Annotated in this window: 25 protein-coding genes and 3 tRNA genes; 15 read left to right on the plus strand and 13 right to left on the minus strand. The window is 62.3% G+C overall.

Annotated elements, in window-relative coordinates; all coding sequences use genetic code 11:
- Window positions 1-33: 33 nt before the first annotated feature.
- Together NBE95_RS14875 and NBE95_RS14880 are read right to left on the minus strand one after the other, a co-directional pair.
- On the minus strand, window positions 34-3156 hold the full coding sequence (locus tag NBE95_RS14875; RefSeq protein ID WP_289895018.1) for an efflux RND transporter permease subunit: 3123 nt from the start codon (window positions 3154-3156) through the stop codon (window positions 34-36).
- A gap of 36 nt (window positions 3157-3192) precedes the next feature.
- Complete coding sequence (locus tag NBE95_RS14880; protein ID WP_289895019.1) at window positions 3193-4533, minus strand: efflux RND transporter periplasmic adaptor subunit; 1341 nt, start codon at window positions 4531-4533, stop codon at window positions 3193-3195.
- Between the two features lie 203 nt (window positions 4534-4736).
- On the opposite strand from NBE95_RS14880, the gene NBE95_RS14885 reads away from it, so the two are divergent.
- Both NBE95_RS14885 and NBE95_RS14890 read left to right on the plus strand, forming a co-directional pair.
- Window positions 4737-6368, plus strand: coding sequence for an acyl-CoA synthetase (locus NBE95_RS14885; RefSeq protein ID WP_289895020.1), 1632 nt, complete (start codon window positions 4737-4739; stop codon window positions 6366-6368).
- A gap of 101 nt (window positions 6369-6469) precedes the next feature.
- Window positions 6470-6543 (plus strand) — tRNA-Gly (locus tag NBE95_RS14890).
- A 42-nt stretch (window positions 6544-6585) separates the two neighbouring features.
- On the opposite strand, the gene NBE95_RS14895 is transcribed toward NBE95_RS14890, so the two are convergent.
- The gene (locus NBE95_RS14895; protein ID WP_289895021.1) at window positions 6586-7008 is read right to left on the minus strand and encodes a DUF1489 domain-containing protein; all 423 of its coding nucleotides are present in this window, start codon (window positions 7006-7008) and stop codon (window positions 6586-6588) included.
- A 101-nt stretch (window positions 7009-7109) separates the two neighbouring features.
- Between NBE95_RS14895 and NBE95_RS14900 the strand changes: the two genes are divergently transcribed.
- Window positions 7110-8324 carry a multidrug effflux MFS transporter gene (locus NBE95_RS14900; protein ID WP_289895022.1) on the plus strand — a complete coding sequence of 405 codons (1215 nt, stop codon included), beginning with the start codon at window positions 7110-7112 and terminating at the stop codon, window positions 8322-8324.
- A gap of 38 nt (window positions 8325-8362) precedes the next feature.
- Here the strand turns inward: NBE95_RS14900 and NBE95_RS14905 are convergent.
- A tRNA-Glu gene (locus NBE95_RS14905) sits at window positions 8363-8437 on the minus strand.
- Window positions 8438-8893: 456 nt separating this feature from the next.
- Between NBE95_RS14905 and NBE95_RS14910 the strand changes: the two genes are divergently transcribed.
- The 5 genes from NBE95_RS14910 to NBE95_RS14930 all read left to right on the plus strand — a co-directional run bounded on the left by NBE95_RS14910 (window position 8894) and on the right by NBE95_RS14930 (window position 12158).
- Window positions 8894-9991, plus strand: a complete 1098-nt coding sequence (locus NBE95_RS14910) for a helix-turn-helix domain-containing protein (protein WP_289895023.1) — start codon at window positions 8894-8896, stop codon at window positions 9989-9991.
- Window positions 9984-11345: a plasmid recombination protein gene (locus NBE95_RS14915; RefSeq protein ID WP_289895024.1), complete on the plus strand. Its 1362-nt coding sequence runs from the start codon at window positions 9984-9986 to the stop codon at window positions 11343-11345. The genes NBE95_RS14910 and NBE95_RS14915 overlap by 8 nt, the downstream gene beginning before the upstream one ends.
- 104 nt (window positions 11346-11449) lie before the next feature.
- Entirely contained in the window at window positions 11450-11695 is a 246-nt protein-coding gene (locus tag NBE95_RS14920) for a type II toxin-antitoxin system ParD family antitoxin (RefSeq protein ID WP_028712146.1), read from the plus strand.
- Window positions 11692-11859: a hypothetical protein gene (locus NBE95_RS14925; protein WP_289895025.1), complete on the plus strand. Its 168-nt coding sequence runs from the start codon at window positions 11692-11694 to the stop codon at window positions 11857-11859. The genes NBE95_RS14920 and NBE95_RS14925 overlap by 4 nt, the downstream gene beginning before the upstream one ends.
- A gap of 2 nt (window positions 11860-11861) precedes the next feature.
- Window positions 11862-12158 (plus strand): hypothetical protein, encoded by a 297-nt coding sequence (locus NBE95_RS14930; RefSeq protein ID WP_289895026.1) that lies wholly within the window; start codon window positions 11862-11864, stop codon window positions 12156-12158.
- A gap of 225 nt (window positions 12159-12383) precedes the next feature.
- Here the strand turns inward: NBE95_RS14930 and NBE95_RS14935 are convergent, their stop codons facing one another.
- The 6 genes from NBE95_RS14935 to NBE95_RS14960 all read right to left on the minus strand — a co-directional run bounded on the left by NBE95_RS14935 (window position 12384) and on the right by NBE95_RS14960 (window position 15458).
- The gene (locus tag NBE95_RS14935) at window positions 12384-13556 is read right to left on the minus strand and encodes an ATP-binding protein (protein ID WP_289895027.1); all 1173 of its coding nucleotides are present in this window, start codon (window positions 13554-13556) and stop codon (window positions 12384-12386) included.
- 325 nt (window positions 13557-13881) lie between these two features.
- Window positions 13882-14091: a hypothetical protein gene (locus NBE95_RS14940; protein ID WP_011748680.1), complete on the minus strand. Its 210-nt coding sequence runs from the start codon at window positions 14089-14091 to the stop codon at window positions 13882-13884.
- A 107-nt stretch (window positions 14092-14198) separates the two neighbouring features.
- The gene (locus NBE95_RS14945) at window positions 14199-14402 is read right to left on the minus strand and encodes a hypothetical protein (RefSeq protein ID WP_289895028.1); all 204 of its coding nucleotides are present in this window, start codon (window positions 14400-14402) and stop codon (window positions 14199-14201) included.
- 71 nt (window positions 14403-14473) lie between these two features.
- The gene (locus tag NBE95_RS14950) at window positions 14474-14983 is read right to left on the minus strand and encodes a hypothetical protein (RefSeq protein ID WP_289895029.1); all 510 of its coding nucleotides are present in this window, start codon (window positions 14981-14983) and stop codon (window positions 14474-14476) included.
- Complete coding sequence (locus tag NBE95_RS14955) at window positions 14980-15162, minus strand: hypothetical protein (protein WP_289895030.1); 183 nt, start codon at window positions 15160-15162, stop codon at window positions 14980-14982. The genes NBE95_RS14950 and NBE95_RS14955 overlap by 4 nt, the downstream gene beginning before the upstream one ends.
- Window positions 15159-15458, minus strand: coding sequence for a zinc ribbon domain-containing protein (locus NBE95_RS14960; protein WP_232215667.1), 300 nt, complete (start codon window positions 15456-15458; stop codon window positions 15159-15161). The genes NBE95_RS14955 and NBE95_RS14960 overlap by 4 nt, the downstream gene beginning before the upstream one ends.
- Window positions 15459-15806: 348 nt before the next feature.
- Here NBE95_RS14960 and NBE95_RS14965 point away from each other — a divergent pair, with 348 nt between their 5' ends.
- From NBE95_RS14965 to NBE95_RS14985, 5 genes are all read left to right on the plus strand, one after another.
- Window positions 15807-16037, plus strand: coding sequence for a helix-turn-helix transcriptional regulator (locus NBE95_RS14965; protein ID WP_289895031.1), 231 nt, complete (start codon window positions 15807-15809; stop codon window positions 16035-16037).
- A gap of 572 nt (window positions 16038-16609) precedes the next feature.
- On the plus strand, window positions 16610-19576 hold the full coding sequence (locus NBE95_RS14970; protein ID WP_289895032.1) for a type I restriction endonuclease subunit R: 2967 nt from the start codon (window positions 16610-16612) through the stop codon (window positions 19574-19576).
- Entirely contained in the window at window positions 19563-20855 is a 1293-nt protein-coding gene (locus NBE95_RS14975) for a restriction endonuclease subunit S (protein ID WP_289895033.1), read from the plus strand. Before NBE95_RS14970 ends, NBE95_RS14975 begins: the two co-directional genes overlap by 14 nt.
- A 3-nt stretch (window positions 20856-20858) precedes the next feature.
- Complete coding sequence (locus NBE95_RS14980; protein WP_289895034.1) at window positions 20859-21986, plus strand: anticodon nuclease; 1128 nt, start codon at window positions 20859-20861, stop codon at window positions 21984-21986.
- A complete protein-coding gene (locus NBE95_RS14985; protein WP_289895035.1) occupies window positions 21983-23632 on the plus strand; it encodes a type I restriction-modification system subunit M in 1650 nt (549 codons plus the stop codon). The genes NBE95_RS14980 and NBE95_RS14985 overlap by 4 nt, the downstream gene beginning before the upstream one ends.
- Window positions 23633-23859: 227 nt before the next feature.
- Here NBE95_RS14985 and NBE95_RS14990 read toward each other — a convergent pair whose 3' ends face one another.
- On the minus strand, window positions 23860-24108 hold the full coding sequence (locus tag NBE95_RS14990) for a hypothetical protein (protein WP_289895036.1): 249 nt from the start codon (window positions 24106-24108) through the stop codon (window positions 23860-23862).
- The gene (locus NBE95_RS14995) at window positions 24098-24433 is read right to left on the minus strand and encodes a helix-turn-helix transcriptional regulator (protein ID WP_289895037.1); all 336 of its coding nucleotides are present in this window, start codon (window positions 24431-24433) and stop codon (window positions 24098-24100) included. The genes NBE95_RS14990 and NBE95_RS14995 overlap by 11 nt, the downstream gene beginning before the upstream one ends.
- A gap of 627 nt (window positions 24434-25060) precedes the next feature.
- Here NBE95_RS14995 and NBE95_RS15000 point away from each other — a divergent pair.
- Both NBE95_RS15000 and NBE95_RS15005 read left to right on the plus strand, forming a co-directional pair.
- A complete protein-coding gene (locus tag NBE95_RS15000) occupies window positions 25061-25642 on the plus strand; it encodes a hypothetical protein (protein ID WP_289895038.1) in 582 nt (193 codons plus the stop codon).
- A gap of 44 nt (window positions 25643-25686) precedes the next feature.
- Window positions 25687-26058: a tyrosine-type recombinase/integrase gene (locus tag NBE95_RS15005; RefSeq protein ID WP_289895039.1), complete on the plus strand. Its 372-nt coding sequence runs from the start codon at window positions 25687-25689 to the stop codon at window positions 26056-26058.
- Between the two features lie 84 nt (window positions 26059-26142).
- On the opposite strand, the gene NBE95_RS15010 is transcribed toward NBE95_RS15005, so the two are convergent.
- Window positions 26143-26217, minus strand: a tRNA-Glu gene (locus NBE95_RS15010).
- Between the last annotated feature and the right edge of the window lie 7 nt (window positions 26218-26224).

The raw sequence follows: 26224 nt of genomic DNA on the forward strand, positions 1-26224 counted from the left end.
CGCCCCGGCCCTGACGGCCTTCTGGCTTGCGGCTCAGCTCTTGGCCGCGGCCGGTTCGGCGGGTTCGGGTCGGCCGAGTGCCCGGCGCACCAGCACGAAGAACAGCGGAACGAACAGCACGCCCAGCACCGTGGCCGAGACGGTGCCGCCCAGCACCGTGGCGCCGATGGTGTTGCGGCCGTTGGCGCCGGCCCCGGCCGACAGCACCAGCGGCAGCACGCCGAGCGAGAAGGCGACCGAGGTCATCATGATCGGCCGGAAGCGCTGCCGCGCCGCCTCGGTCACCGCCTCGAACAGCGGCTTGCCCTGCTCGGCCTGCTCGCGGGCGAATTCGACGATCAGGATGGCGTTCTTGCCGGTCAGGCCGATCACCGTCAGCAGGCCGACCTGGAAGAACACGCCATTGTCGAAGCCGCCCAGCCAGGCCCCGACCAGCGCGCCCAGCACGCCGATGGGCATCGCCAGCATGACCGCGAAGGGGATCGACCAGCTTTCGTAAAGCGCCGCCAGGCACAGGAACACCACCGCCAGCGACAGGCCGTAAAGCAGCGTCGTCTGGTTGCCGGCCCGCTGCTCCTCGAGCGACAGCCCGGTCCAGGCCACGTCGAAGCCCGCCGGAAGCTGCCCCGCCAGTTCCTCGATGGCATCCATGCCCTGGCCGGACGAGACGCCGGGCGCGGGGTTGCCTTGGATCTGCATCGCCGGCACGCCGTTATAGCGGGACATGCCCTGAGGCCCGTAGCTCCAGCGGCCCTCGGCGAAGTTCGAGAAGGGCACCAGCCCGCCCGAGCTGTTCCTGACCCGCCACTTGTCGATATCGGTCGGCACGGCGCGCGAGGTGGACTCGCCCTGCACATAGACCTTCTTGATGCGGCCGCGGTCGATGAAGTCGTTCACGTAGTTCCCGGCCCAGGCGACCGAGAGCAGGCTGCCGACATCGGTCGCCGAGACCCCCATGGCGCCGGCCTTGCGCCAGTCGATGTCCAGGTTGTATTGCGCCGCGTCCTCAAGGCCGTTCGGCCGGGCCTGGGCGATGCGGCCGTCCTGGCCGACCATGCCCAGAAGCTGGTTGCGCGCGTCCAGAAGCTGCTCATGCGTCTGTCCGGCGCGGGCCTGCAGGTAGAAGTCGAAGCCCGAGACGTTGCCGAGCTCGATCACCGAGGGCGGCACGATCGGGAACACCATGGCGTCGCGGATGCCCATCAGCGCCGGGAAGGCCCGCCCGGCGATGGCCTGCACCGACTGGTCGGGCCGCGGACGGTCCTTCCAGTCCTTCAGCCGCAGGAAGGCAATGCCCATGTTCTGCCCCGAGCCGGCGAAGCTGAATCCGGTGACGCCGAAGAAGCTGTCGACGTTCTCTCCCTCGTTCTGCTGGAAATACTCGCCGACCTGGTTGATGACTGCCTGGGTGCGCTCGGTGGTGGCGCCGGTCGGGCCCTGGACCAGCACGAACATGATGCCCTGGTCCTCGTCCGGCAGAAAGCCGGTGGGGGTGCGCAGGAACAGCAGCACCATGGCGGCGCCGATGCACAGATAGACCAGCATCATGCGCAGCGGCCGGCGGATGATCCAGCCCACCCAGGAGCCGTAACCATGCATGGTCCGGTCGAAGCCGCGGTTGAACAGGCCGAAGATCCCCCGGGTCTTGTGGCCGTGCTCGTTGCGCAAGAGCGTGGCGCAAAGCGCCGGGGTCAGCGTCAACGCCACCACCACGGAAAGGCCCATGGCGCTGGCGATGGTGATGGCGAACTGCTTGTAGATCACCCCGGTCGAGCCGCCGAAGAAGGCCATCGGCACGAAGACCGCCGACAGCACCAGCGCGATGCCGATCAGCGCGCCGGTGATCTGGCCCATGGATTTGCGCGTGGCCTCGCGCGGCTCCAGCCCCTCCTCCTCCATGATGCGCTCGACGTTCTCGACCACGACGATGGCGTCGTCGACCAGCAGGCCGATGGCCAGCACCATGGCCAGCATGGTCAGGGTGTTGATGGTGAAGCCTAGCGCGGCGAGAATGCCGAATGTCCCCAGGATGACCACCGGCACCGCCAGCGTCGGGATCAGTGTCGCGCGCCAGTTCTGCAGGAACAGCAGCATGACGAAGAACACCAGCACGATGGCCTCGACCAGGGTCTTCACCACCTCCTCGATCGAGATCAGCACGAAGGGCGTGGTGTCGAAGGGGATGACGTACTCCATGCCCTCGGGGAAGAAGCGGGCGAATTCCTCCATCCGCGCCTTGACCCGGTCCGCGGTGTCCAGCGCGTTCGCGCCCGAGGCCAGGCTGATCGCCAGGCCCGAGGCCGGCTGGCCGTTGTAACGGGCATCGGTCATGTAATCTTCGGCGCCGATCTCGACCCGCGCCACGTCCTTGAGCAGGATCAGCCCGCCGTCGGCCTCGGCGCGCAGCACGATCTGCTCGAAATCCTCGGGGGTGGACAGCAGCGACTGCGCGGTGATGGTGGCGTTCAGCATCTGCCCCGTCGGCGCCGGGCGGCTGCCGAAGGCCCCGGCCGAGATCTGCGCATTTTCCGAGGAGACCGCCGCCACCACGTCCGAGGGCGTCAGCTCATAGGCCGCCAGTTTCGAGGGATCGAGCCAGATCCGCATGGCGTATTGCGCGCCGAAGACCTGGACCGAGCCCACGCCCTCGACCCGCGAAAGGTCGTTGACGATGTTCGAGATCAGGTAGTCGGCCAGGTCCACCTGCTCGTAGCGGTCGTCGGTCGAAGTCAGGCCTATCACCATCAGGAAGCCCGAGGCGGATTTCTCGACGGTGATGCCCTGGCGCTGTACCGGCTCGGGCAGAAGCGCGGTGGCCTGCGCCAGCTTGTTCTGCACCTGCACCTGGGCGATGTCGGGATCGGTGCCGGTTTCGAAGGTCAGGTCCGTGGTCGAGGTTCCGGCCGAGGTCGAGCTGGACGAGAAATAGCGCAGCCCGTCAAGGCCGGTCATTTGCTGTTCGATGACCTGGGTGACGGTATTGGCCACCGTGTCGGCCGAAGCGCCGGGATAGGTCGCGCGGATGGTGACCGTGGGCGGCGCGATCTGCGGATATTGCGCCACCGGCAGGCTGAAGATCGACATGAGCCCCAGACCCATGATCAGGATCGAGATCACCCAGGCGAAAACCGGACGGTCGATGAAGAAGCGGGCCATGTGCGGTTCCTGTGCTGTTCCCTCGCGGTGTCCGGATCAGTTCGCCGGTGCTGCGGTTTCGGCGGGTGCGGTCTGGCCGGGTGCGGTTTCGGGTGTTTCGGCTTCGCCGGCTTCGGCGGGCGGTTCGGCCTCGGTCCGGGCCTTGGCTTCTGCCGCGCCCCGATCGCCATCCGGCGCCACCTCGGCCTCGGCCCCGGCGGCGGGTTGTTCGCCCCCGGCCGCCTGCGCGTCCTCGGGCGCGGGCGCCTTGCGTTCCTCGGGGGCGACGGTCATGCCGGCACCGATCTTCTGCAGCCCCTCGACCACGATGCGGTCGCCATCCGCCAGCCCCTCGCTGACGATCCACTGGTTGCCCATATCCTGCAGCACGGTCAGCTGGCGCTGCTCGACCACGTTTTCGGCATTGACCACCAGGGCGATGGGCTGGCCGCGGCGGTCGCGGGTCACGCCCTCCTGCGGTGCCAGCACCACGTTGCGGGCGGTCGCCTGCTGCACCACCGCCTGCACATACATGCCGGGCAGCAGGATGCGGTCGGGATTGGCGAAGGCCAGGCGCAGCGTCACCACGCCGGTGGTCTCGTTCACATAGGGCTCGGCTGCGGTCAGCGTGCCCTCCTGGTCGAACTCGGTGCCGTCGGCCAGTCGCAGCGTCACCTTCTGCTCGGCATGTCCGGCGCCCTCGTTCTGCGCCGCCACGGTCCGGCGGAAGCGGATGACCTCGGCCGCCGATTGGGTCACGTCGACATGCACGGGGTCGAGCTTGCGGATCACCGCCAGCGGCGTCTGCTGGCTGGCGGTGACCAGCGCGCCCTGGCTGGTCTGCGCCAGGCCGATCTCGCCGTCCAGCTCGGCGCGGATGGTGGTGCGCTCCAGTTCGATCTTCGTGGTCAGCAGTTGCGCCTCGGCGACCTTGACCGCCGCCTCGGCGGCGTCGCGCGCGGCGATGGCGTTGTCGGTGGTGCTTTCGCTGGCGACGCGGCGATCGCGCAGCGCGCCGACCCGCTCGGCCTCGCGCCGGGCGTTCTCGGCCTGGGCGCGGGCCTGGGCCACGGCGGCCTCGGCCTGGGCCACGGCGGCCTGGTAGGTGGTGGCGTCGATGCGGAACAGCGGGTCGCCGACCTTGACATGGCTGCCCTCGTCGAACAGCCGCTCGGTGACGATGCCATTGACCTGCGGGCGCACCTCGGCCTCGGCCGAGGCGGTCACCCGGCCGGGCAGGGTGGTGGTCAGTGGCACGTCCCGGGCATGGACCGTCACCACCGTGACCGCCGGCGGCGGCATCTGCGACGGGTCCTGGGCCATGGCTGCGACGGGGATAAGGCCCGCCGAAAGCGGCAGGATCAGGAAAATCGCCATGCGGCGCGCAAGCGCTGACATCGTTCTAGCTCCGGGCAGTCTGCTGACGGGAATATAACGAACAGTTTAGATGACGATGATCAATCCCCAATCGCCTTGGCCGCGATCCGCTGCGGCGCATGCGCCCATCCCGCGCGATCCCCATGGCAATCCGCCGCGCGGCTGGGCTAGGCTCCGGCGCGAGGGCGCGTCACGCGCCGGAGGCAACGGGGGGAGCGAGCATCGTGCCGAGTTACGACATCTATAGCCAGGGCCTCGACGCCTGCGCGGCCAATTTCGAGCAGTTGTCGCCGCTGCGCTTCATCGAGCGCACGGCGCAGGTCTATCCCGAGGCGTTGGCCGTGGTGCACGAGGGGGTGCGCCGCAACTGGGCCGAGACCTACGCGCGCTGCCGCCGCATCGCCGGGGCACTGTCGCGGCGCGGCATCGGCCAGGGCGACACCGTGGCGATCCTGGCCGCCAACATTCCCGAGATGTTCGAGAGCCATTTCAGCGTGCCGATGACCGGGGCGGTGCTCAACGCCATCAACACCCGGCTCGATGCCGAGGCGGTGGCCTTCATCCTGATGCATGGCGAGGCCCGCGTGCTGCTGGTCGATCCCGAATTCGCGGAACTGGCCGACCGCGCCGTCAAGATCGCCCGCGGCCGCGAGATCCTGGTGGTGGACATCCTCGACCCCAGCTTCCCGGGCGGCGGCCGGGCCGGGCGGCTGACCTATGACGAGTTGCTGGCCGAGGGCGATCCGGATTTCGACTGGCACCTGCCGGACAGCGAATGGAACGCCATCTCGCTGAACTACACCTCCGGCACCACCGGCGATCCCAAGGGCGTGGTCTATCACCACCGCGGCGCGGCGCTGAACGCGCTGGCCAACATCACCTCATGGGGGATGCCGCATCACGCCCGCTATCTCTGGACCTTGCCGATGTTCCATTGCAACGGCTGGTGCTTTCCCTGGACCATCGCCGCCAATGCCGGCGTCTGCGTCTGCCTGCGCGCCGTCCGGGCCGAGCCGATCTACCGCCTGATCCGCGACGAGAGGGTGACGCATTTCTGCGGCGCGCCCATCGTGATGAACATGCTGGCCAATGCGCCGGACGAATTGAAGGATTTCGACCATCCGGTCAAGGCCATGGTCGCCGGCGCGCCGCCGCCCGCATCCGTCATCGCCGCCGTCGAGGCGATGGGCATCGAGATCACCCATGTCTATGGCCTGACCGAGACCTATGGCCCCTCGGTGGTCTGCGCCTGGAAGGGCGACTGGGACGCGCTGGAGGCCGAGCAGCGGGCGCGGCTGAAATCGCGCCAGGGGGTGCGCAACCCGGCGCTGGGCGGGCTGATGGTCGCCGATCCCGCGACGCTGGAGCCGGTCCCGGCCGACGGCCGGACCATGGGCGAGATCTTCATGCGCGGCAATATCGTCATGAAGGGCTATCTGAAAAACCCCTCGGCCACCGAGCGGAGCTTCCGCGGCGGCTGGTTCGCCTCGGGTGATCTGGGGGTCATGCACCCGGACGGCTATATCGAGCTCAAGGACCGCTCCAAGGACATCATCATCTCGGGCGGCGAGAACATCTCCTCGATCGAGGTCGAGGACGTGCTCTACAAGCATCCCGACGTGATGGAGGCCGCCGTGGTCGCGCGCCCGGACGAGACATGGGGCGAAACCCCCTGCGCCTTCGTGGCGCTGAAGCCGGGGCGGGCGCTGAACGAGGAGGAGGTCATCGCCTTCTGCCGGCTCAACATGGCGCGCTACAAGGTGCCCAAGACGGTGGTGTTCGGCGAATTGCCCAAGACCTCGACCGGCAAGATCCAGAAATTCCTGCTGCGCGACCGGGCGCGCGCCCTGGGCTGACCCGGCGGCTGACCCGGCGCGGTTTCCTGGGTATCGGGAAACCGGAAAGCGGCAGATTGCTCTTGCGAACCGGGCGGCGGCAATGCTATCCGGTCGCCTGCGCGGGTATGGTGAAATGGTATCACAGGAGCTTCCCAAGCTCTTAGCGCGGGTTCGATTCCCGCTACCCGCTCCAGCCTCTCCTTGCTCTTGGCGATCCCGATCCGGTTGCGGTCGGTCAGCGCAGGCCCATCTCGGCCAAGGCGCGGGCGATCTCGGGCGGCAGGTTCGGTTCGGCCCCGCGTCCCGCCGGCAGGTCGGGCGGCGCGTCCGCGGCCGGCAGGTAGCGCCATCCCTGGAAGGGACGGCGCGGCACCGCCGCCACCCGCACCAGCGCCGGCTCGAGGATCAGGGCGCAGCGGCGGATGCCGTCTTCGCCGGTCACCTCCTGCAGGTCCAGGATGCGCTGGCGGGCTTGCATCACCCCCTTGAACACCCAGTAGATCGAGCCGCCGTCCAGCAGCTCGGCCTCGCGCTTGGGCCACATGCGGGTGACATGCCGGGCCGGGCCGCCCTGGAAGCGGTTCTGCTGCCAGGCGGCAAGCTCGGCCGGATCGTCGCAGCCGACACAGAGTTTCATGAGATTCAGCGATGCGCCCATGCGCCAGATATAGCCCAGCCGCCGGCATGCGCAACCGGCCGGGCCTTGAACCGCCAGCCATGCGGGGTTAGGCCCGGGGCGGCGAACAGCTGGAATTCATCATGACCGATCCCATTGCCCGACAGGTCCGCAGGCAACCCCTGCCGGAATTCATCGCAATGCTGGCGCTGATTTTCGCCGTCATTGCCTTCTCGATAGACTCGATGCTGCCGGCGCTGCCCGAGATCGCGGCCGCCCTGACCTCCGAGGACGTGAACCGCGCCCAGCTGGTGCTGACCGCCTTTGTCGGCGGCATGGGGCTGGGGCTGCTGGTGGCGGGGCCGGTGTCGGATTCGCTGGGCCGCAAGTCGGTGATCGTCGCCGGTTTCGCGCTTTACGCCGCGGCGGCGGTGGCGGCGATCTTTGCCGATACGCTGGAACATCTTCTTGCCGCGCGGTTCGTGCAGGGGCTGGGGGCGGCGGCGCCGCGGATCGTGGCGCTGGCCATGGTGCGCGACCTGTACCAGGGGCGCGACATGGCGCGGATCACCAGCTTCGTGATGATGATCTTCATCCTGGTGCCGGCGGTGGCGCCGTCGATCGGCGCGGTGGTGATCCATTTCGTCGGCTGGCGCGGCGTGTTCGGCTCCTTCGTGGTGCTGGCGCTGGTCGGCAGCCTGTGGATGCACCTGCGCCGGCCCGAGACATTGCCGCCCGAGAGGCGGCAGCGGCTGAGCCTGCGCAATCTGGCGGCCTCTGCCGCCGAGGTGCTGGGCAACCGTCAGGTGCAGCTGGTGACGCTGGTGATGACGCTGGGCTTCGGGCAGATGTTCGCGCTGCTCAGCTCGGCCCAGCAGCTTTTCGTCGACACCTATGGCAAGGGCCAGGACTTTCCGCTGTGGTTCGCGGCCATGGCGCTGCTGTCGGGCAGCGGCACGGTGCTGAACGCGCGCTATGTCGTCCGGCTGGGGATGCGGCGGATCGTGGTGATGGCCTATCGCATGCAGGTGGTGGTTTCGGGCGTGATGACGGTGCTGGTCCTGGGCGACCTGCTGCCCGAGGCGTTGCGCTTCCCGGCCTTCTTCTTCTGGGCGGTCAGCGTGTTCTTCATGGCCGGGGTGACCTTCGGCAACCTGTATGCCATGGCGCTGCAGCGCATGGGGCATGTGGCCGGGATGGCGGCGTCGGTGATCGGGGCGGTCTCGACCTTCGGCGCGGTGCTGATCGCGGCGCCGGTCGGCCTGCTTTTCGACGGGACGGCACGGCCCATCGTGCTGGCGACGCTGGTCTGTTCGGGGCTGGCCGCGCTGCTGATGCGCCGGGTGCATGAGGTCTGACGGCGCTGCGGCGCCGCTTCGGGGGATCATGGGGGGAATGGCAGCCCGTAGGGGAGTCGAACCCCTCTTTTCAGGTTGAAAACCTGACGTCCTAACCGATAGACGAACGGGCCATTCCTGCCGGCGCTTTGGCCGCGGATGCGAGGCGTTTAGGACAGCTTGCCGGCCGCTGCAAGGGGACAATCGTAATCAGCTGCAGGTAAAACGCTAAACTCCGGGCGTAGCCACCGAGAGGTGAAACCATGGCGGGGAAAGCCCGTTGATGCGATCGTGATCTGGAAGAAGTGGCAGCCCGTAGGGGAACCTGCGGATTGTCAGAAAACCTATAGAAATCAGGGGCTCTTCTGGGACACGCGCGGCGTTTTCGGGTGTTTGGAGAACAATGGGTTATGTGTCGAAAAGGGACACGTTCTCAGGGAGAGAAAAGGAAACCCCGGCTCGGCGGCAACCGAAACCGGGGTCAAAGCTCATTCGAAAGCGTCCAGCCTTCTTGACTATTATACTATTAGCGCTTCCTTCGAATCAACTGCCGTAAGAGGTCTTGCGTGCAGAAAAGCGGAGGTGCGGACATGATGCAGCACCTCACGCATGCCGGTTTGCCGGCCGATCTGACCCGCTGGCAGTTGTTGCGCCTGGTCGAAACCGCGCGCCGGCCGCTCGGGCTTAGCAAGGGCGCCGTGGGCTACCTGCGCCATGCCATCGGGCTCACCACGGATGGCGACTTTGCCAAGGGCCGAATCTGCGCCTTCTGGGCTTCGGTCACGGAAATCGCGGCCTCGCTGAGCATGGAGCGCCGGCAGATCACCCGGATCGAAGCCGAACTGATCGAGCGGAGGCTGATCCACAAATCCAGCACCAATCGCAGCCGCCGCAGCGGTCATCGGCTTCACGGCGTGATCCGGCACGAATTCGGCATCAATCTGGCGCCGCTGATCGAGCGCGCACGGGAGATTCAGGCGCTGGCGCAGCGGGCTATGCAGGAGCAGGTCGAGGCCAAGGCGCTGCGCAAGCAGATCAACAAGCTGTTCGAGCGCATCCGTGGGCTTGGCTGTGATGAGGCAGAGCTTGCTGCCGATGCCGTCCTGCCGAACCACCGGCCTTCCACGGTCCAGAGTTTTCAGCGGCTCAAGCAGGTCGCGGCGGCGCTGGAGGCGGTGCTGGCCGATTTTTCGGCCGACGCCGGTGGGGGTGAAATGTCCCACCAGTGCGACATTTCCACCCTACCCAATACCAATCCTGAACAGATCGATAAAATCTGTAGGGCTGAGAACAGGGCAGCACGACCGCCGATCCGCACCACGTCGGCGCAGGTCTGGCTGCTGGCATCGGAGCGGTTCAGGGAATACTTGGCGTTCTATGCTGCCGGTTGTGGCTCGGGTCATGCCCCGGATGAGCGATGTTTCGCGATGGCGGCGCGTGACCTTGCGATGAACATCGGCATCTCCACGCGGGAATGGCGGCAGAGCTGTGACGCTCTTGGCGAGGCCCGGACGGCGCTCTGCCTGCTGATCGCGGATCGGAATGCCTGCCGCCATGATGATTTCCGGGTCAGGGATGCCGCCGCGGCCTTTGTCGGCATGGTGCGGAAAGAGGGGCGACAGGGTGCCGTGGTCAATGCGCTGCTGGGTGAGCTGACGGCCTTCAGCCGGGAGACTGGCCATGTCTGACCGCTTTGGGAAATCCATCTTTGCGCACAAGCAGACCTATTCGCGCAAGGGTAACAGCAAGAGCCGGTCGGTCAGCGACATTGCAGATGAGGCCGAACGGCTGGACGGGGCCTGCCCGCATGTCGGGAATCCGCAGCCGCCCACTATCCTCGAAGGCATCCGGCCCTCGGAGGTGGTCGCGCTGATCGAGCAGCGCATTGCCGAACAGAACAAGTTGCTGCGTCGGCTGCGCAAGGAGCAGCCGGAGCGGAAGGAGGCGCTGCGGGGCATCCGTTCGGACACGCATGTGATGATTGGCAGCGTGTTCAGCTTTCCCGATCCGGTCGAGGACATGAACGAGGCCGATTACCTGCGCTGGCGCAGGGACGTGATCGCCTTCGCCAAGGACGATGCAGCGCGCAACGGGGCCGAGGTGCTGAGCATCGTCGAGCATCTCGATGAAGCCCACCCGCATGTGCATGTGCTGGCGGTGCCCATATGTGCAGATGGTAATATGCGCATGGACGCCAAGCGCTGTCATGAGGGGCATCGCGAGCAGGACCAGCACAAGGATCACGGCTGGTCCGGCTCGCCATCGCGCAGCTACAAGCAGGCGATGCGTGGCTGGCAGGACCGCTATCATGCCGAGGTCGGCGCGAAGCATGGCCAAGCCCGGACGGGGCCGCGCCGCCGCCGTCTGGACCGGGCAGCGTGGAAGGCCGAACAGGAGCGGCTGAAGGCGCAGAAGGACGCAGAGATTGCCGTGGAACGTGCCGCAGAAGCCCGTCGCCTTGCCGACGAGGAAGAGCGCCGCCGCGACCTGGTCATGCATGACACGGTCGCCAGCCGGCTTCAGGAGGCCGAGACGGTGCATGCCATCGCTGCCGGTGGGCTGATCGCCGCGATCCGGCAGGTCGATCCCGACCCGGTGCTGCTGGGGTGGCTGGAGACCCCCGGACAGATGGGCAGCTGGACGAACCACGACGCGGATCGCAACCGCGAGATGTCCCTCGCGCTGGCGCCGGTGCTCAGCGACGGATTGGAAGCGCTGCGCCAGCCACCGGTAGGACCGGGGTTGCTCGAAGGGCTCTCCGGTTTCCTGCGCGGGGTCGCGGGCTGGGTCAATCGCCTCGCCGATACCAGCCCGCGCTGGCTGAAATGGCCGGAAACCGTGGCCTATGTGGCCCATGGGGCGAAGCAGGCATTCGGCACGACTTACACGGCCTCGACCCTGGCCGGGGTCATCGAAGCCTCCCCGGCATGGCAGTCCTTCACCGGCAAGGCGAGGGCGCGGCTGGATCAGGCGCGGGCGGTGCAAGCGCTGGCCAACCCGCACGATCTTCGGCCAGACGCTTCATCGCAACGGAGCATATGACAGCATGCGCTTATGCCAATATGCCCATCCGGCGGCGGAGAGCCGGCAATTTCGGCTGATACGATTTCTTGGTGATATCCGGTATAGACGCGCAGGAGGCCCGCATGTCCCGCAACACATCGGTTTCGCTCGGCGATCACTTCGTCAGCTTCATCGACGCGCAGGTGAAGGGCGGCCGTTATGGCTCGGCCAGCGACGTGGTGCGGGCGGGGCTGCGGCTTCTGGAGGAGCACGAGGCCAAGGTAAAGGCCCTTCAGGACGCCCTGATCGCCGGAGAGGACTCCGGCCGGGCGGAAGGCTTCGACCTCGACCGGTTCATTGCCCGCAAGATGGCCGGTCGCAACGCATGAAGGCGCTGGCCTTCACCGTCGCGGCAACGGTCGATCTGGAGGAGATCTGCAATTATACGGAATGCGAATGGGGACAGGTGGCCTCGGGGCCGAGGTCGCGCACGGCATCTGTGACGGGCCATGTGCCGATGAGCGGATTGCAATATTGGCATATACGCTTGTGAGCATGGAGAGCCTGGAGATGACTTATCTGCTCAGCGATTATCCGGTCCTGGCGCGGCTCGCGGTCGGCAGGACCGAGGCGACAAGTCTCGATGCCCGTGCCTGCCACGGGCTCTATGCACGGGCGATGGCCGCCGATCTGCGTGCGATGGGGCCGAGAGAACGCCGGTTCTACGACCTGCTGTCTCTGATCGACTCCGGCGGACCAGTTGCAGCCCTTCAGGCGCGTGTCCGGGCCGCCGGCTTTCGCCGTATGCCTGATGAACAGGCCTTTCTGGACGACCTGTCCGGGGGCATCTGACCCGAGGCGGATGCGGGCAGCATTCTCGTCCAACGCATAGCCCAGAGTGGGCTACTTTTTTGCGATTTCGCCAAATATTAGTGACCGACTATTATTTTGCGGGGCCCGGTGCAAAGCACCACCCGCAAAATGTCGGACCAGGCGCTGCGCCCCGGTACCCAGCTTTCTCCGCCCATGAAGAAGATAGATTCCCCCTGATGTCGCCCGATGGGCGGCCGCAACCAATTACGGATGAAGCGCCAGCAGATCCTGCCCGAACTGGTGCAGCGGCATGACCTCGATGCCGTTCGGCAGCGGGAAAGCCTCATCCCCCGGATAGACCACGATCCGCCGCGCCGGTTGCAGGTCTTCGCAGGCCGAGTGAAAGCCGCGCTCGACCTTGGGCGCCAGGTTGCGCTTGACCTCGACGGCCCAGACCGCGCCGCCCGGCAGGGTCAGCACCAGATCAACCTCGGCGCCCGCACCGCTGCGGTAGAACTGGGCCTGCGTCCCTTCTGGCATCAGGGCATGGGCGGTCTCGATGATCAGACCTTCCCAACTGGCGCCCGCGATGGGGTGGCCGAGAACGTCGTCCAGCGTCGTCAGCCCCAGAAGGGCGTGCAGGATGCCGGTGTCGCGCACATAGATGCGGGGCGACTTGACCAGCCGCTTGCCGATATTCGCGTGCCAGGGCTCCAGGCGGCGCACCAGCATCAGATCGACCAGCAGGTCGAGATAGGAAGCGACGGTCTTGGCATCGACCCCGAGCGCGCGGGCCAACTCGGCGGCGTTCGACAGGCCGGATTGCCGATGCGCCAGCATGGTCCAGAAGCGGCGCAGCGTCTCGGCCGCGATGCGGGGGCCGAGCGCGGGAATGTCGCGCTCCAGATAGGTGCGGATGAAGTCGCGCCGCCAGCGCAGGCTGACCTGATCGTCGCGGGCGAGGAAGCTGTCGGGAAAGCCGCCGCGCAGCCAGAGCCGGTCCAGATCGGCAGCGGGAACCTCCAGCGCATCGAGGGGGGCGAGTTCGGCATAGGCGATCCGGCCCGCCAGCGTCTCGCCGGATTGCCGCAGCAGGTCTATGGAAGCCGAGCCGAGCAGCAGGAACCGCCCCGCCCGCAGCCCCTTGCGCCGGCCCCGGTCGATCAGGCCGCGCAGGTTCTGGAACAGGTCCGGCACGCGCTGGACCTCATCGAGGATGACCAGCTTGTCCTCATGCGCCGAAAGGTAGAGTTCCGGGTCCGAGAGCCTGGCCCGGTCGGCGCTGGATTCGAGGTCGAGATAGAGCGACGGCCGCTCTTCCCCCAGCTCCTGCGCCAAAGTGGTCTTGCCGACCTGGCGCGGCCCCAGCAGGGCAACGGCAGGGCTGTCGTCCAGCAGGGACTTCACGGTTGCGGTGATACGGCGCTCGATCAACATCCTTGCAATTATGGATATTTATTCCTGATTTGCAAGGTTGATCGGGGTGATGTTCCCATTTCTGCGGGGGTTACTTCAATGAGCCTAGCTGCCGGAAGGCACGCTGCATGTCTTCGGGCTTGTGCATGACGACCAACAATAGCGCAAGCACAGTCAAGCCGGCTTGGAAACGTGGGATATCTTGACCGGCGGCAGCTTGAAGGGTGCCGCCCGATGGGCGGCCGCAAACCCCATTCCGCCCCAGCCTCGTGGGGGCGGTCGGAATGTGGTTTGCGCGCAGCCTGACCCCGGCCCGCTCGCATCACGGCGGGCCGTAGGGACGGGGTCAGGCGAATTCGTTTTCCCAGCAGGCCATCATCCAGCGCTCATCGCTGTCGGGCAGGTCGATGCCGTAGAATTCCAGCACCTGGGTGAGGTCGTAGATGCGCTCTTCCTGCTCCGGCTCGGTCAGCGCGGCCCACCAGTTGCGTGCCTTGACCTCATCCGGCTGGAAGATCGATGCGGGCAGTTCGCCTTTGAACGGTTGCGGGGGCATTATTTGTCTCCTGTCATTGGCCGCTGATCCGACGAGGCTGAGGCGGTGGCCCGTGCCTCGCCCATTTCCTGGGCGGGAACCCAGTTCAGGGCGTGAGGTTCCTGCCCTCAGCCCTTGAACCGGGAAACCTCGGGCAGCGCGGGAAGATATCGCAGGGCCGCCAATGCCATCTCCGCATTCACGCCCGCCGGCAGATCGGCGGTATCTCCCTCAGCGATATGTATCAGCCGCGCCCGCAGCGTATTCCAGCTGAGGGGGCGGCCGGCCGTCATCTTTGCCATCACGACCCGACCGATGGTGAACGCAACCATGTCCGGGCTGTTCAGGTAGTCAGGCCCGTTACGCCGATATCCGTTGGTTGCGTGCATGGTCCCGTGGGAGGTCACCGCTCGCCTCCTGTCATCCATGGCCGGATCGCGTCCAGCGCCGCCGCCGATCCGGCGAGGCTGAAGCGGTGGCGCTTGCCGCCGAAGCCGATCTCGACCCATTCCGCCTGCCGCACATTGTGGACGAAGAGGTTGGTCGCGCCCATGCCGGCCGTGTCGAAATTGCTCAGCAGGATGTCGCCACCGTCTGCCACGAAATCCAGCTTCTCGCCATTCGAGAACCGGATGCTGACCCGTTCGCCCGCCTCGGCATTGCGGCCGTCCAGCGTCACGCTGACGCGGCAGTTGTTGAAGTCGCAGGTGCCGTTGGCGTCGAGGTCGTTCATCTGGTCGGTGCGGGTGATCCAGATCTCGTTGCCGCGCACCCGGCGCGGGCTGACCTCGCCGGTCTCGTTGGTGAAGGTCCAGTATTCGGCGCCGCCCTCGACGGAGGCCTCGAAAAACCAGCCGGCGGCGATGGCCGGGCTGGCGAGGGCGATCAGGGCGGCGGTGAACAGGTGCTTCATGATTCCAGATCCTCCGGGGGAATGTCGATGCCGGCATCGGCCAGCGCCTGTGCGATCAACTGGCTCATGGTGATGTCGCGCCGCAGCGCCTCGATCCGCAGGGACTTGTGCGCTTCGGCGCTGAGGCAGATCGAGGTGCGCTTCGGGCCGGCGATCGGTTTCCGCTTCGCGGCCTTCATCGATACCAGCCCTCCTGCATGCGGGGGATCACGTAGCGCAGGAACAGGCCGACGCCGCCGGCGAACAGCATGAAGGGCGACAGGAAGAGGAAGGCGATCAGGCCGTCGAATGCCGTCGTTTGGTCATCGACCGATGCAACCCAGGTACCAAAGACTATGCCGGCCAAGACGAAGAATGCGGCCACGCCGAGCATGAAGGTCGATGCCTGGCGCCAGCTTTCGACCGAGCGGCCCCACACACCGCGGATCGCCCCGCAGGCGGGGCAGGTGGAGGCTTCGGCGTGAATCTCGGTCATGCAATGCGGACATTGGTGGGGCATGGCGGGCTCCTGGACGTTTAGAATGCTGGACTGGGTCGGGTCCGATCTCGGCGGATGGAGGATGGATAACCGGGTGTTCGGCCCGACTGGCCGTCATTTGTTCGTGGTCATGGACCAGAGCAACAGCGCTACATCTGCCACTCCCAGCCGGCAGTGGAGCCAGATCTGACAAAAGTTGAACCATGATCGGCTCATCGAACGTGCTGTGCGCTTTGATCATCGAAGTGTTGGAAGATCGCTAAAGGTTCAAAGAAAACTGACGGTCGCCAGAATGATACGATTAGTCCGTGGACGATTAAACCCCTTTTATTGTGCTACATGGGCATGGAGCGCAAGTTTACGGTCGAGGACTTCGGGAGGCGGGTACGGGAGCTGCGCAAGGCGCAGGGCCACTCGCAAGAAGGCTTTGCGCTGACCGTGGAGCTTGACCGAACGTACATCGGAGGCATTGAACGCGGAGAACGCAATCCGGGCCTCAAGACCATCCTCAGGATCGCCGACGCGCTCGGGGTGCCAGCCGCAGAACTGTTCCGGGAGAAACGAGGACTCCCCTGAGGTAGTTGCGACATGCGTGGGGATGAACTTCCGAAGGCAGAGGGGCAGGGGAACCTGACAGTTTGGCTCCACCACCTCGAAGCGCACCCGGGACATGACGTCGATTGCACGCTGAAGGTCAGAACTCCGCTCAGCTATCTTACGCGATTGATGATCAAGGGGAGCGAGAGGACAAGGCATTCCCCGTTCTCGTGCGAGAGCTGCTGGAACAGCACGGGTATGGTGGTGGTGACAATATGACGGCCGGTTGAGATCGGGCAGATCTGCACGGATCCGGCCGCATGGCGCAGAGTGACGGCGCAGACGACCTTGGCCGCTGCCCCAGTGCATCATTGCCTTTCCTGACAGAAACTGGTCAAACTAACGAAAAACCTTGAGAATATCGCATTGAAGCAGCAAGCTTTGTCTGCCTTCCTGAGGTCTGTCGCCGATCTGCTACGGGGTGGTTTCTGTAGCTTTTCGGGTCGAATGGTGGCGTTGGTATCTCGACACGTTTGGAAGCAGAGGCTAGTTCAGGGACGACCTACCCCGCCGCATGCGTGACAGTGCGGCTGCAAGATCCGGCGGAATGAATGACTAAAGAAACAGAGATCGAGCAGGAGTTCATTAGAAAGCTCGCAGAGCTTAAGTATTCGCATCGCGATGACATTCGTGATCAAGAGGGGCTTGAGCGAAACTTCCGCGAAAAATTCGAATCCCTGAACCGGGTCAGGTTGACCGACAGCGAGTTTGAGCGGCTGCTCGAAGAAATCGTGACGCCAGACGTGTTCGCCACTGCGGAGCGGTTGCGGCACTGGAATACTTTCGAGCGCGAAGATGGCACGCCACTGCATTACCAACTCGTAAACCTGAAGGACTGGTGCAAGAACAGCTTTGAGGTCGTTGGTCAACTGCGGATGAACACGCGGAGCAGCCATCACCGGTACGATGTGATCCTGCTCCTCAATGGCTTGCCGCTAGTGCAGATCGAACTAAAATCGCTGCAGGTCTCGCCGCGCAAGGCGATGCAGCAGATTGTCGATTATCGCAACGATCCGGGTAATGGCTACGGGAACAGCCTGCTGTGTTTCATGCAGCTATTCATCATCAGCAATCGCAGCCAGACCTGGTATTTTGCCAACAACAACAACGAGCATTTCTCCTTCAATGTCGAGGAGCGGTTCCTACCGATCTATCGCTGGGCCACTCGCGACAACAAGAAGGTTGAGCATCTATCGGAATTTGCTGACCAGTTCTTGGCTAAGTGCACCTTGGCCGAGATGATCAATCGCTACATGGTGCTCATTCAGAACGAGCGAAAGCTCATGATGATGCGCCCCTATCAGGTCTATGCGGTCAAGGCGATCATCGACTGTATCGACGAGAACCGAGGAAATGGCTACATCTGGCACACCACCGGCTCGGGGAAGACGCTGACCTCGTTCAAGGCATCGACTCTGCTCAAGGACAATTCTGACATCGAGAAATGCCTCTTCGTGGTCGACCGGAAGGATCTCGACAAACAGACGCGCGACGAGTTCAACCGCTTCCAGCCCGGTTGCGTCGAGGAGAACACAAACACCGAAACTCTGGTGCAGCGGCTACTGTCCGACGACTATAGGAACAAGGTGATCGTCACCACGATCCAGAAGCTGGGTCTCGCGCTGGACGGAACGAATAAGCGGCAATATCGTGAGCGCCTTGAGCCGTTGCGTGACAAGCGCATCGTTTTCATCTTCGATGAATGCCACCGCTCCCAGTTCGGCGAAAACCACAAGGCGATCCGTGAATTCTTCCCGAACGCTCAGCTCTTCGGCTTCACCGGCACGCCGATCTTCGAGCAGAATGCCACCGCCGTCCGGATCGAGGATCAGGAAGCGCGTCTGATGACGACAAAGGAGGTCTTTGAAAAGGAGCTCCACGCCTACACCATCACCCACGCCATCGACGACGGCAACGTGCTGCGCTTCCATGTGGACTACTTCAAGCCCGACGGCGCTCCCATCAAACCCGGCGAGACGCTGGCAAGGCGTGCCGTGGTCGATGCGATCCTGGCCAAGCACGACTTGGCCACCAACCAGCGCAAGTTCAACGCGCTCTTCGCGACGGCCTCGATTGACGACGCCATTGACTACTTTCGCCTCTTTCGGGAGGCTCAGGCCGAGCGCGCCGTGCAGGATGAGGACTTCATGCCGCTCAATATTGCCTGCGTCTTCTCGCCGCCGGCAGAAGGCGACCGCGACGTTGCCCAACTGCAGGAGGACCTGCCTCAGGAGCTGGAGGATAACAAGAAGGAGCCCGGTCGCAAGAAAGCGGCGCTGGCAGAGATCGTCGCCGACTATAACGCCCGCTATGGCACCAATCACGATCTGGCGAATTTCGACAGCTATTATCAGGATGTGCAGCAGCGAATCAAAGGCCAGAAATATCCCAACAGAGACCTGCCGCACGCGAAGAAAATCGACATCACCATCGTGGTGGACATGCTGCTGACGGGCTTCGATTCGGCCTATCTCAACACGCTCTATGTTGACAAAAACCTGAAATATCACGGCCTCATCCAGGCCTTTTCGCGCACCAACCGGATGCTGAACGATTCCAAGCCTTACGGCAATGTGCTTGACTTCCGCGCTCAGCGTGATGCGGTGGACGAGGCCATTGCGCTCTTTTCGGGCGAGGCGCCAGACCGGGCCAAGGAAGTCTGGCTGGTCGATCCTGCGCCAAAGGTGATCGGGAAGCTCGAGGATGCCACGCGAAAGCTGAAGGACTTCATGGCTGCGCACGGGCTTCAACCCCGCCCCGAGGAGGTGAGCAACCTCAAAGGCGATGAGGCGCGCGCGGGCTTTATCGAGCGCTTCAAAGAGATCAAGCGGCTCACCACCCAACTTGACCAGTACACCGACCAGACCCCAGAGCAGAAGGCCCAGATCGAATCCTTGATCCCCCGCGACGATCTGCGCGCCTTTTCTGCCCAGTATTTGGAAACGGCCAGGCGCCTGCAGCAGGAAAGCCGCACGCGGGATGACCCCGAAAATCCTGCCGAACAAATCGATTTTGAGTTCGTGCTCTTTGACAGTGCGCTGATCGATTACGACTACATCATGTGTCTCATCGTCCGTTTCAGCCAGGCCGTGCCGAAGCGGCAGAGGATGACTCGCGAAGAACTCATGCGCCTGCTCGCCTCTTCCGCCCGCCTGATGGAGGAACGAGACGACCTCGAGGCCTATGTCGCCACGCTGAAGGAGGGCGAGGGGCTGAGCGAGGAGGAAGTCCGCAAGGGCTACGAACGCTTCAAGGCCGGGCGTCAGGCGGCCGAGCTTGCCAGCATCGCCGGGAAGCACGACCTGTCCGCCGAGGCACTGCAGCGCTTCGTCGATCTGACTCTTGATCGCTACATCTTTGATCCCGACACCTTGACCGATCTGTTCCGCCCCCGAGGTCTTGGCTGGAAGGCGCGGGCGCGAGCTGAGCTTGCACTGATGGATGACGTCATCCCCCTTCTGCGCCGCAAGGCCGAAGGGCGCGAGATTTCGGGGCTGGAAGTTTATGAAGAGTACTGAAGCCAAAGGCCCTGCCCCCCGCCTGCGCTTCCCCGAATTCCACGATGCCGGGCCGTGGGAGGTGAAGCGGTTGGGGGACGTCTATCGGTTTAAGCCCACCAACTCTTGGCCAAGGGATCGGCTCAACTATGAGGCCGGCAGTGTCAGAAACATCCATTACGGCGATATCCACAAAGGGCTTAACAGCACGTTTCGCCTAGGCGAAGAGGCTGTTCCCTTCCTCCACGACGAACTTGCGGTGAAACGTGCCGAAGATGCCTATTGCGAACCGGGTGATATCGTGTTCGCCGATGCTTCGGAGGACATCGTGGACGTCGGTAGAGCGATTGAAATCATTGATACCGATGGGGAAAAGCTGGTTGCCGGTCTGCACACGATATTGGCTAGACAGATCGAGAGAAGGTTGATCTCAGGGTTTGGGGCTTACCTGTTCGCGTCCAGTGGGATCAGAACCCAGATACAGGAACGCGCCCAGGGTGCAAAAGTTCTCGGCATCTCCAAGTCGCAGCTTGCGGAAGTAAAGCTGGCATACCCGAAGGATGAGCGCGAACAACAAAAGATCGCTGATTGCCTGTCCTCGCTCGACGAACTGATCCGGGCGGAAGGTGAGCGGCTGGCGGCGCTGAAGGATTACAAGACGGCTTTGATGCAGCGCCTTTTCCCCGCCCCCGGCGAGACTATCCCCCGCCTGCGCTTCTCGGAATTCCGCGACGCGGGGGCGTGGAAGGCGGCGCGCTTGGGAGATAAAGGCATAGTGCAGTTTATTCGGGAACGCGTTGGGCGCGAACATATCCCCTTGGGTCATTACGTCAGCACCGTGAACCTGCTCCCCGATTTTGGGGGGTTGTCGGCAACTCCCGAGCCCCCCCCTTTGGCAAGCGCCGTTGCATACCGTGAAGGCGATATCCTGGTGTCGAACATTCGCCCTTATTTGCGAAAGGTCTGGATCGCTGACCGGATAGGCGGAGCATCAAATGATGTTTTGGTCGCACGTCCCGGGGACAGTATCGTCCGAACATTTCTGGGTCATCTGTTGATGTCGGATCGCTTCATTGCTCACGTCATGGACGGTGCGAAGGGCGTAAAGATGCCCCGCGGAGACCTTGATCATATTCGGGACTTCGAGATCCCTTGTCCTACTAAGTTGGAGCAACAGAAGATTGCCGGTTGCCTCACCTCGCTCGACGAGCTAATCCGCGCGCAGAACAAGAAGATCAAGGCGCTGAAAGCCCACAAGCGCGGCCTGATGCAGCAGCTTTTCCCGCAGGAGGCAGGTTGAGCAATGGCGGATGCGCAGTCCTTCGACACAATCGAGGCGCTTGCTGCCCACCTGCGGCAAGAAATCGAGGGGAAGAACAAGAAATGCACCCTTGTTTTTGCCCATAACGGCACCGGCAAAACGCGGCTGTCGATGGCGTTCAAGGAGCTCGGTAAGGCACGCGACGAAGCCGGCGTGGTCACGGCCCGCGATACGCTCTATTTCAACGCCTTTACCGAGGATCTCTTCAGCTGGGATAACGACCTGCAAAACGACCACGACCGCGTGTTGCGGATGAATACAGCATCCGCCTTCTTCGTCGGCCTTGCCGAGCTGGAGATGGAGAACCGCATCCGCCCCGTCCTGCGCCGCTACTGCACCTTCGATTTCCAGATCGACTATGATGAGGGTACAGTCTTGTTCTGGCGCGAGACCGCGAGGGATGCGGCCGGCGAGGACGTGCCCCTGCCTATCAAGATCTCGCGCGGCGAAGAAAACATCTTCATCTGGTGCTTCTTTCTAGCGGTAGCGCAGCTCGCCATCGACGGTCAGGAACCCTATGACTGGGTGAAATACCTCTACATCGACGATCCGATTTCCTCGCTCGACGAAAACAACGCCATCGCCGTCGCCGCTCATCTAGCGCGGATGCTGAAAGCGCAGGATCGGCTCAAAGCGGTTGTCTCCTCTCATCACACGCTGTTCTTCAACGTTCTGTGCAATGAGCTGAGCAATCCGTGGCAGTTCTTCCTGAGCCGCGACGGGAACGGTTGGCAGTTGCGCAACACGGGTCAGACGCCGCGCTTCTACCACGTCGCGATGATGAAGGAACTCACTGAGGCCGCGCTCTCCGGCAGGCTCTACACCTATCACTTTACCGTCCTGCGCAGCATCATGGAGAAAACGGCCACTTTTCACGGGTTCAGCCATTTCGGCGACGTGATGAAGCGCGACCCGGATGATGAGGACGGCACGTTGCACTTCCGCTATATCCAACTTTTTAGTCATGGCAGTTATCACTTATTCGAGCCGACCGAAATGATGCCAGAGAACAAGGACATTTTCCGCAAGGTACTGGACAACTTCATGAGAGATTACCGGTTCAACCCCGAGCTATTCCCCGAGGCTGAGGCAGCGGAGGCGCCCGTATGACCGAGCAAGACCAGATCAGACTGGGCAGGACGCTCTGGGCCATCGCCGACGAGCTGCGCGGGGCGATGAACGCAGATGACTTCCGCGACTATATGCTATCGTTTCTGTTCCTGCGCTATCTTTCCGACAGTTACGAGGAGGCCGCGAAAGCTGAGCTCGGGGCCGACTGGCCGGATCTACCGCCCGACGTCTTGCGGAAAAGCGGTGCCTCAAGCCAACTTCAGGTCTGGTATGAAGAAAACCCCGGTGACACGGAAGAATTTGAAGAGGTGATGCGCCGCAAGGTGCATTATGTTATCGAACCGCCCTATCTCTGGAGTTCCATCGCCGAGATGGCGCGCACCCACAGCGACGGGCTCTTGCGCACGCTCCAGCGCGGCTTCAAGTTCATCGAGAACGAATCTTTCTCCAGCAGCTTCCAGGGCCTTTTCTCCGAGATCAACCTGGACTCCGAAAAGCTGGGCAAGGACTATAAGCAGCGCAATGCCCGGCTCTGCACGATCATCCAGAAGATCGCTGAGCGGTTGGCGGGCTTCCCTAGCGAGCGTGATCTTCTGGGAGATGCCTATGAATATCTGATCGGTCAGTTCGCCGCCGGCTCGGGCAAGAAGGCAGGCGAGTTCTATACTCCGCAACAGATTTCCAGCATCCTGTCGGGCATTGTCACGCTCGACGGCCAAGACCCGGTCTCGGGCAAGCGTGAGAAGCTGAAACGGGTCTATGATTTCGCCTGCGGCTCGGGCTCGCTGCTCTTGAACGTGCGTCGCCACATGGACAAGCATGGTATCGGCAAAATCTACGGGCAGGAAAAGAATATCACCACCTACAACCTCGCTCGGATGAATATGCTGCTGCACGGTGTGCGAGACACAGAGTTCGAAATCCATCACGGCGACAGCCTAGAAAACGATTGGGACATCCTGCGCGAGCCGAATCCGGCGAAGAAGATCGAGTTCGACGCTGTGGTCGCCAACCCGCCCTTTAGTTACCGCTGGAATCCGACCGAGGAGATGGCTAAGGATTTTCGCTTCAGAGACTATGGGCTTGCGCCCAAGTCGGCGGCAGATTTCGCCTTTCTGCTGCACGGGTTCCATTTCTTGGCGAAAGACGGAACCATGGCGATCATCCTGCCGCACGGCGTTCTGTTCCGGGGCGGGGCCGAGAAGACGATCCGCAGCAAACTTCTGAAGGACGGCAATATCGATACGGTAATCGGCCTGCCGGCTAAGCTGTTCTATTCGACCGGCATTCCGGTGTGCATTCTGGTGCTGAAGAAGTGCAAGCGAACCGATGACGTGCTGTTCATCAACGCGGCTGAGCACTATCATCCGGGCAAGAGACAAAACGTGCTCCTGCCCGAGCACATCAACAAGATCGTGGAGACCTACAAGCACCGCAAAGTAGAGAACCGTTATTCGCGGGTGGTCACCCTGGAGGAGATCGAGAAAGAACACGACTTCAATCTCAACATTTCCCGCTATGTAAGCACTGCTGAAATTGCGCAGGACGTCGATCTAGCAGCCGTGCATCACCAGCTAAATAATCTGAACGAACGGATCCAGTCGGCGGCCAATAAGCATAATCGGTATCTTTATGAGCTCGGTCTGCCTCCTTTGCGTTTCGGTGATGACGTCAAATCTGATTGATGGCTGTATGAGCAAGGCGTGAATCTGCTATTGAACAGGATGCTAGAAGGGGGCGTACAACCGGGCCATATTGAACCACAGTTTGAATGCGGACGAGACCTGCCCACCAGCCGTGACCGGAACTCAGTTGGCATTGCTGTGCCGTAGGAGTACCTTTTCAAAGCGTAGTGATTGTCTGCATTTCGCCTTGTGTCGACGGCTCATCCTTTGAGCGTATGCGGCGAAAGCTAGTGCTGCGGCGCCCGTTTTTTCTCTAAGCCGTAGATAACCCAAGTGAGAATAACGACACCAAACGCACCTATAAGGCTCAAAAGAAATAGGATGAGGGACGTTTCGGCTTGCTCCTGCCTAATGACAAGGGCGGGGATGAGTAACGCCATAAGAAAGTAGCAGAGTTTTGCGGTTTTCGTAATGTTGTGCGTCAATCCACTTATTAGATTGTTGTTGTAGCTGGACAGAAATTCTTTATCTTTCATCGGCTGTTTTCTCCCGGGATGCCATGTACTCTTCGATGTCGCGGTCGCTGAATTCAGGCTTCGACAGCGTTTGCTTAAGCAAGAAAGCAATCGCTCCTATATGCCGTGAGCAGTCATCTCGCTGGGCTTGGGGCAAGAGCGGAAGAATACGTGACAGTTGTTTTGCTATTGCTTCAGTTGAGTGCCCAACCTCCCCTAGAGCCAAGTTATCGATTGTGGTGCCCGCCATCTCCGCAGCTTTGGCTAGCACTGAGATGGGAGCCTCACGATTGCCCCATTCGTAGTTTCGGTAGGCGGCGACGGAGACGCCCAATTCCTTAGCCATGTCACCCTGAGACAGATGTCTGCTTTGGCGTAACAGGCTCAGTCGCGTGCCGATTGCCACGTTGTCGAGTTTAGGCCTCAAGTCTTGACTCGCAATACATATGTGTTATATTTGATCGAATCGTAGCGCAATTGCGTGGGCCTTGATGAATTTCCATCGTTGAGATCAGATATGACACAAAATGTGCTGTTGTCGCAAGACTTTGTATCACCCCAGAAGCTGTCAAAAATCACGGGATGGCCCATCGGAAGGATTCGCCGCCTTATAAGGGACCGGAAGGTTCGCTTCGTAATGGTTGGGCGCAATTACTATCTGCCCTCAACTGCTCTCGTGGAATATGTTGAGTGCAACATGGTAGATCCTGAATGAAGTTTTATGGCTTGTGCCGTGCGTGACGCGATTATCACGCGATTAGTACGCTACTGTGATTGAGGTCCATCCGATGAGTCGTCCTGTCGCCCCATCCTTACCAACTGAAAAGCAGGTGCGCGATATTTACGAAATTGTGTCAAGCTTTCGTGCTGATGCGCGAATTGTGCGGATAGGTCCAGACGGAGTGACCTTTGAGTATAACGCGCAGACCATTACCTACTCTGCCGACCGTCCATTCAACGGAGATTAGCCGTAATGGCAGGTTATCTCAGATCGCGCAAACGTCGAGGCCGTTGGTTTCATTACTATCGGCGAAACGGAAAGGAGATTTCGTTAAATGTTCATGGATTGCCGCCGAACGATCCGCGAGTTATGGCGGCGTACTGGGCTGAACATGTGCGTTGGGAGCATAGCCCCCAAGAGGCACAAAGGCCTCAAAAGAATAGCTTTGCATGGGCGGTTGATCTGTATCTTTCTGGAAACAAGGAGTGGGCAAGATACGCAAGAAACACCCAAAAAGCACGCTTGGCAATCCTGCGCCGTTATGTTTCCGCCCAAGGGGATCGCTTGCTCTCCGACATCACTCAGAAAGCCATAGAGATCGCGCTCTACCAAAAGGGCGGCCAAGCTGCTGTCAGCGAATACAAGGCCCTCAAGCCGGTATTTGAACATGCGCGTCGCTTGCATATCATTGAACGGAATCCGATGACCGGAATGGAATTGGACCGACCAAAATCGAAAGGCTTTCCTACTGCTGACGCCGCCGACATAGGCGCGTTCATTGCCCGCTGGGATATAGGAACGGTCGGGCGCCTGATATTCGATTTGGCGCTTTAACCGGCGCGGCTCGTGTCGATCTGGTGAGAATTGGTCGACGCAATATGAGCGGTGGGCTGCTAACGTTCGATCGACAGAAAACAGGGGTCACATGCAATGTTCCGCTGACCAAGGAGCTGCGCTCTGTAATTGCTCGGACTCCTGACATCGCACCGACCTTCATCCTGAACAAATATGGAAAGCCTTATACTCCTGAAAGCCTAGGTAACCTTTTTCGTGATGCCGCCGCCGCTGCCGGCATGAAGGCAAGGTTGCATGGGTTGCGCAAGGCATTCTGCGTCTACTGGGCGGAGCAGGGGAAATCCACACATCAGATCGCGGCGATGGCGGGCCATCTAACCCTTGGGGAGGTAGAGCGCTATACGCGGGCTGTCGACCGTCAGCAGATTGTTCGGCTTATCGTTGAGGGCGCGTAATCTGGGACACAGTATGCTCGCGACTGGGACACGCGCGTGTATCCATATGATAGAAAAGGGAAAATCATGAAAAATTGGAGGAAGTGGCAGCCCGTAGGGGAGTCGAACCCCTCTTTTCAGGTTGAAAACCTGACGTCCTAACCGATAGACGAACGGGCCACTCTTT

Source organism: Paracoccus sp. TOH (assembly GCF_030388245.1).
Lineage (GTDB): Bacteria > Pseudomonadota > Alphaproteobacteria > Rhodobacterales > Rhodobacteraceae > Paracoccus > Paracoccus simplex.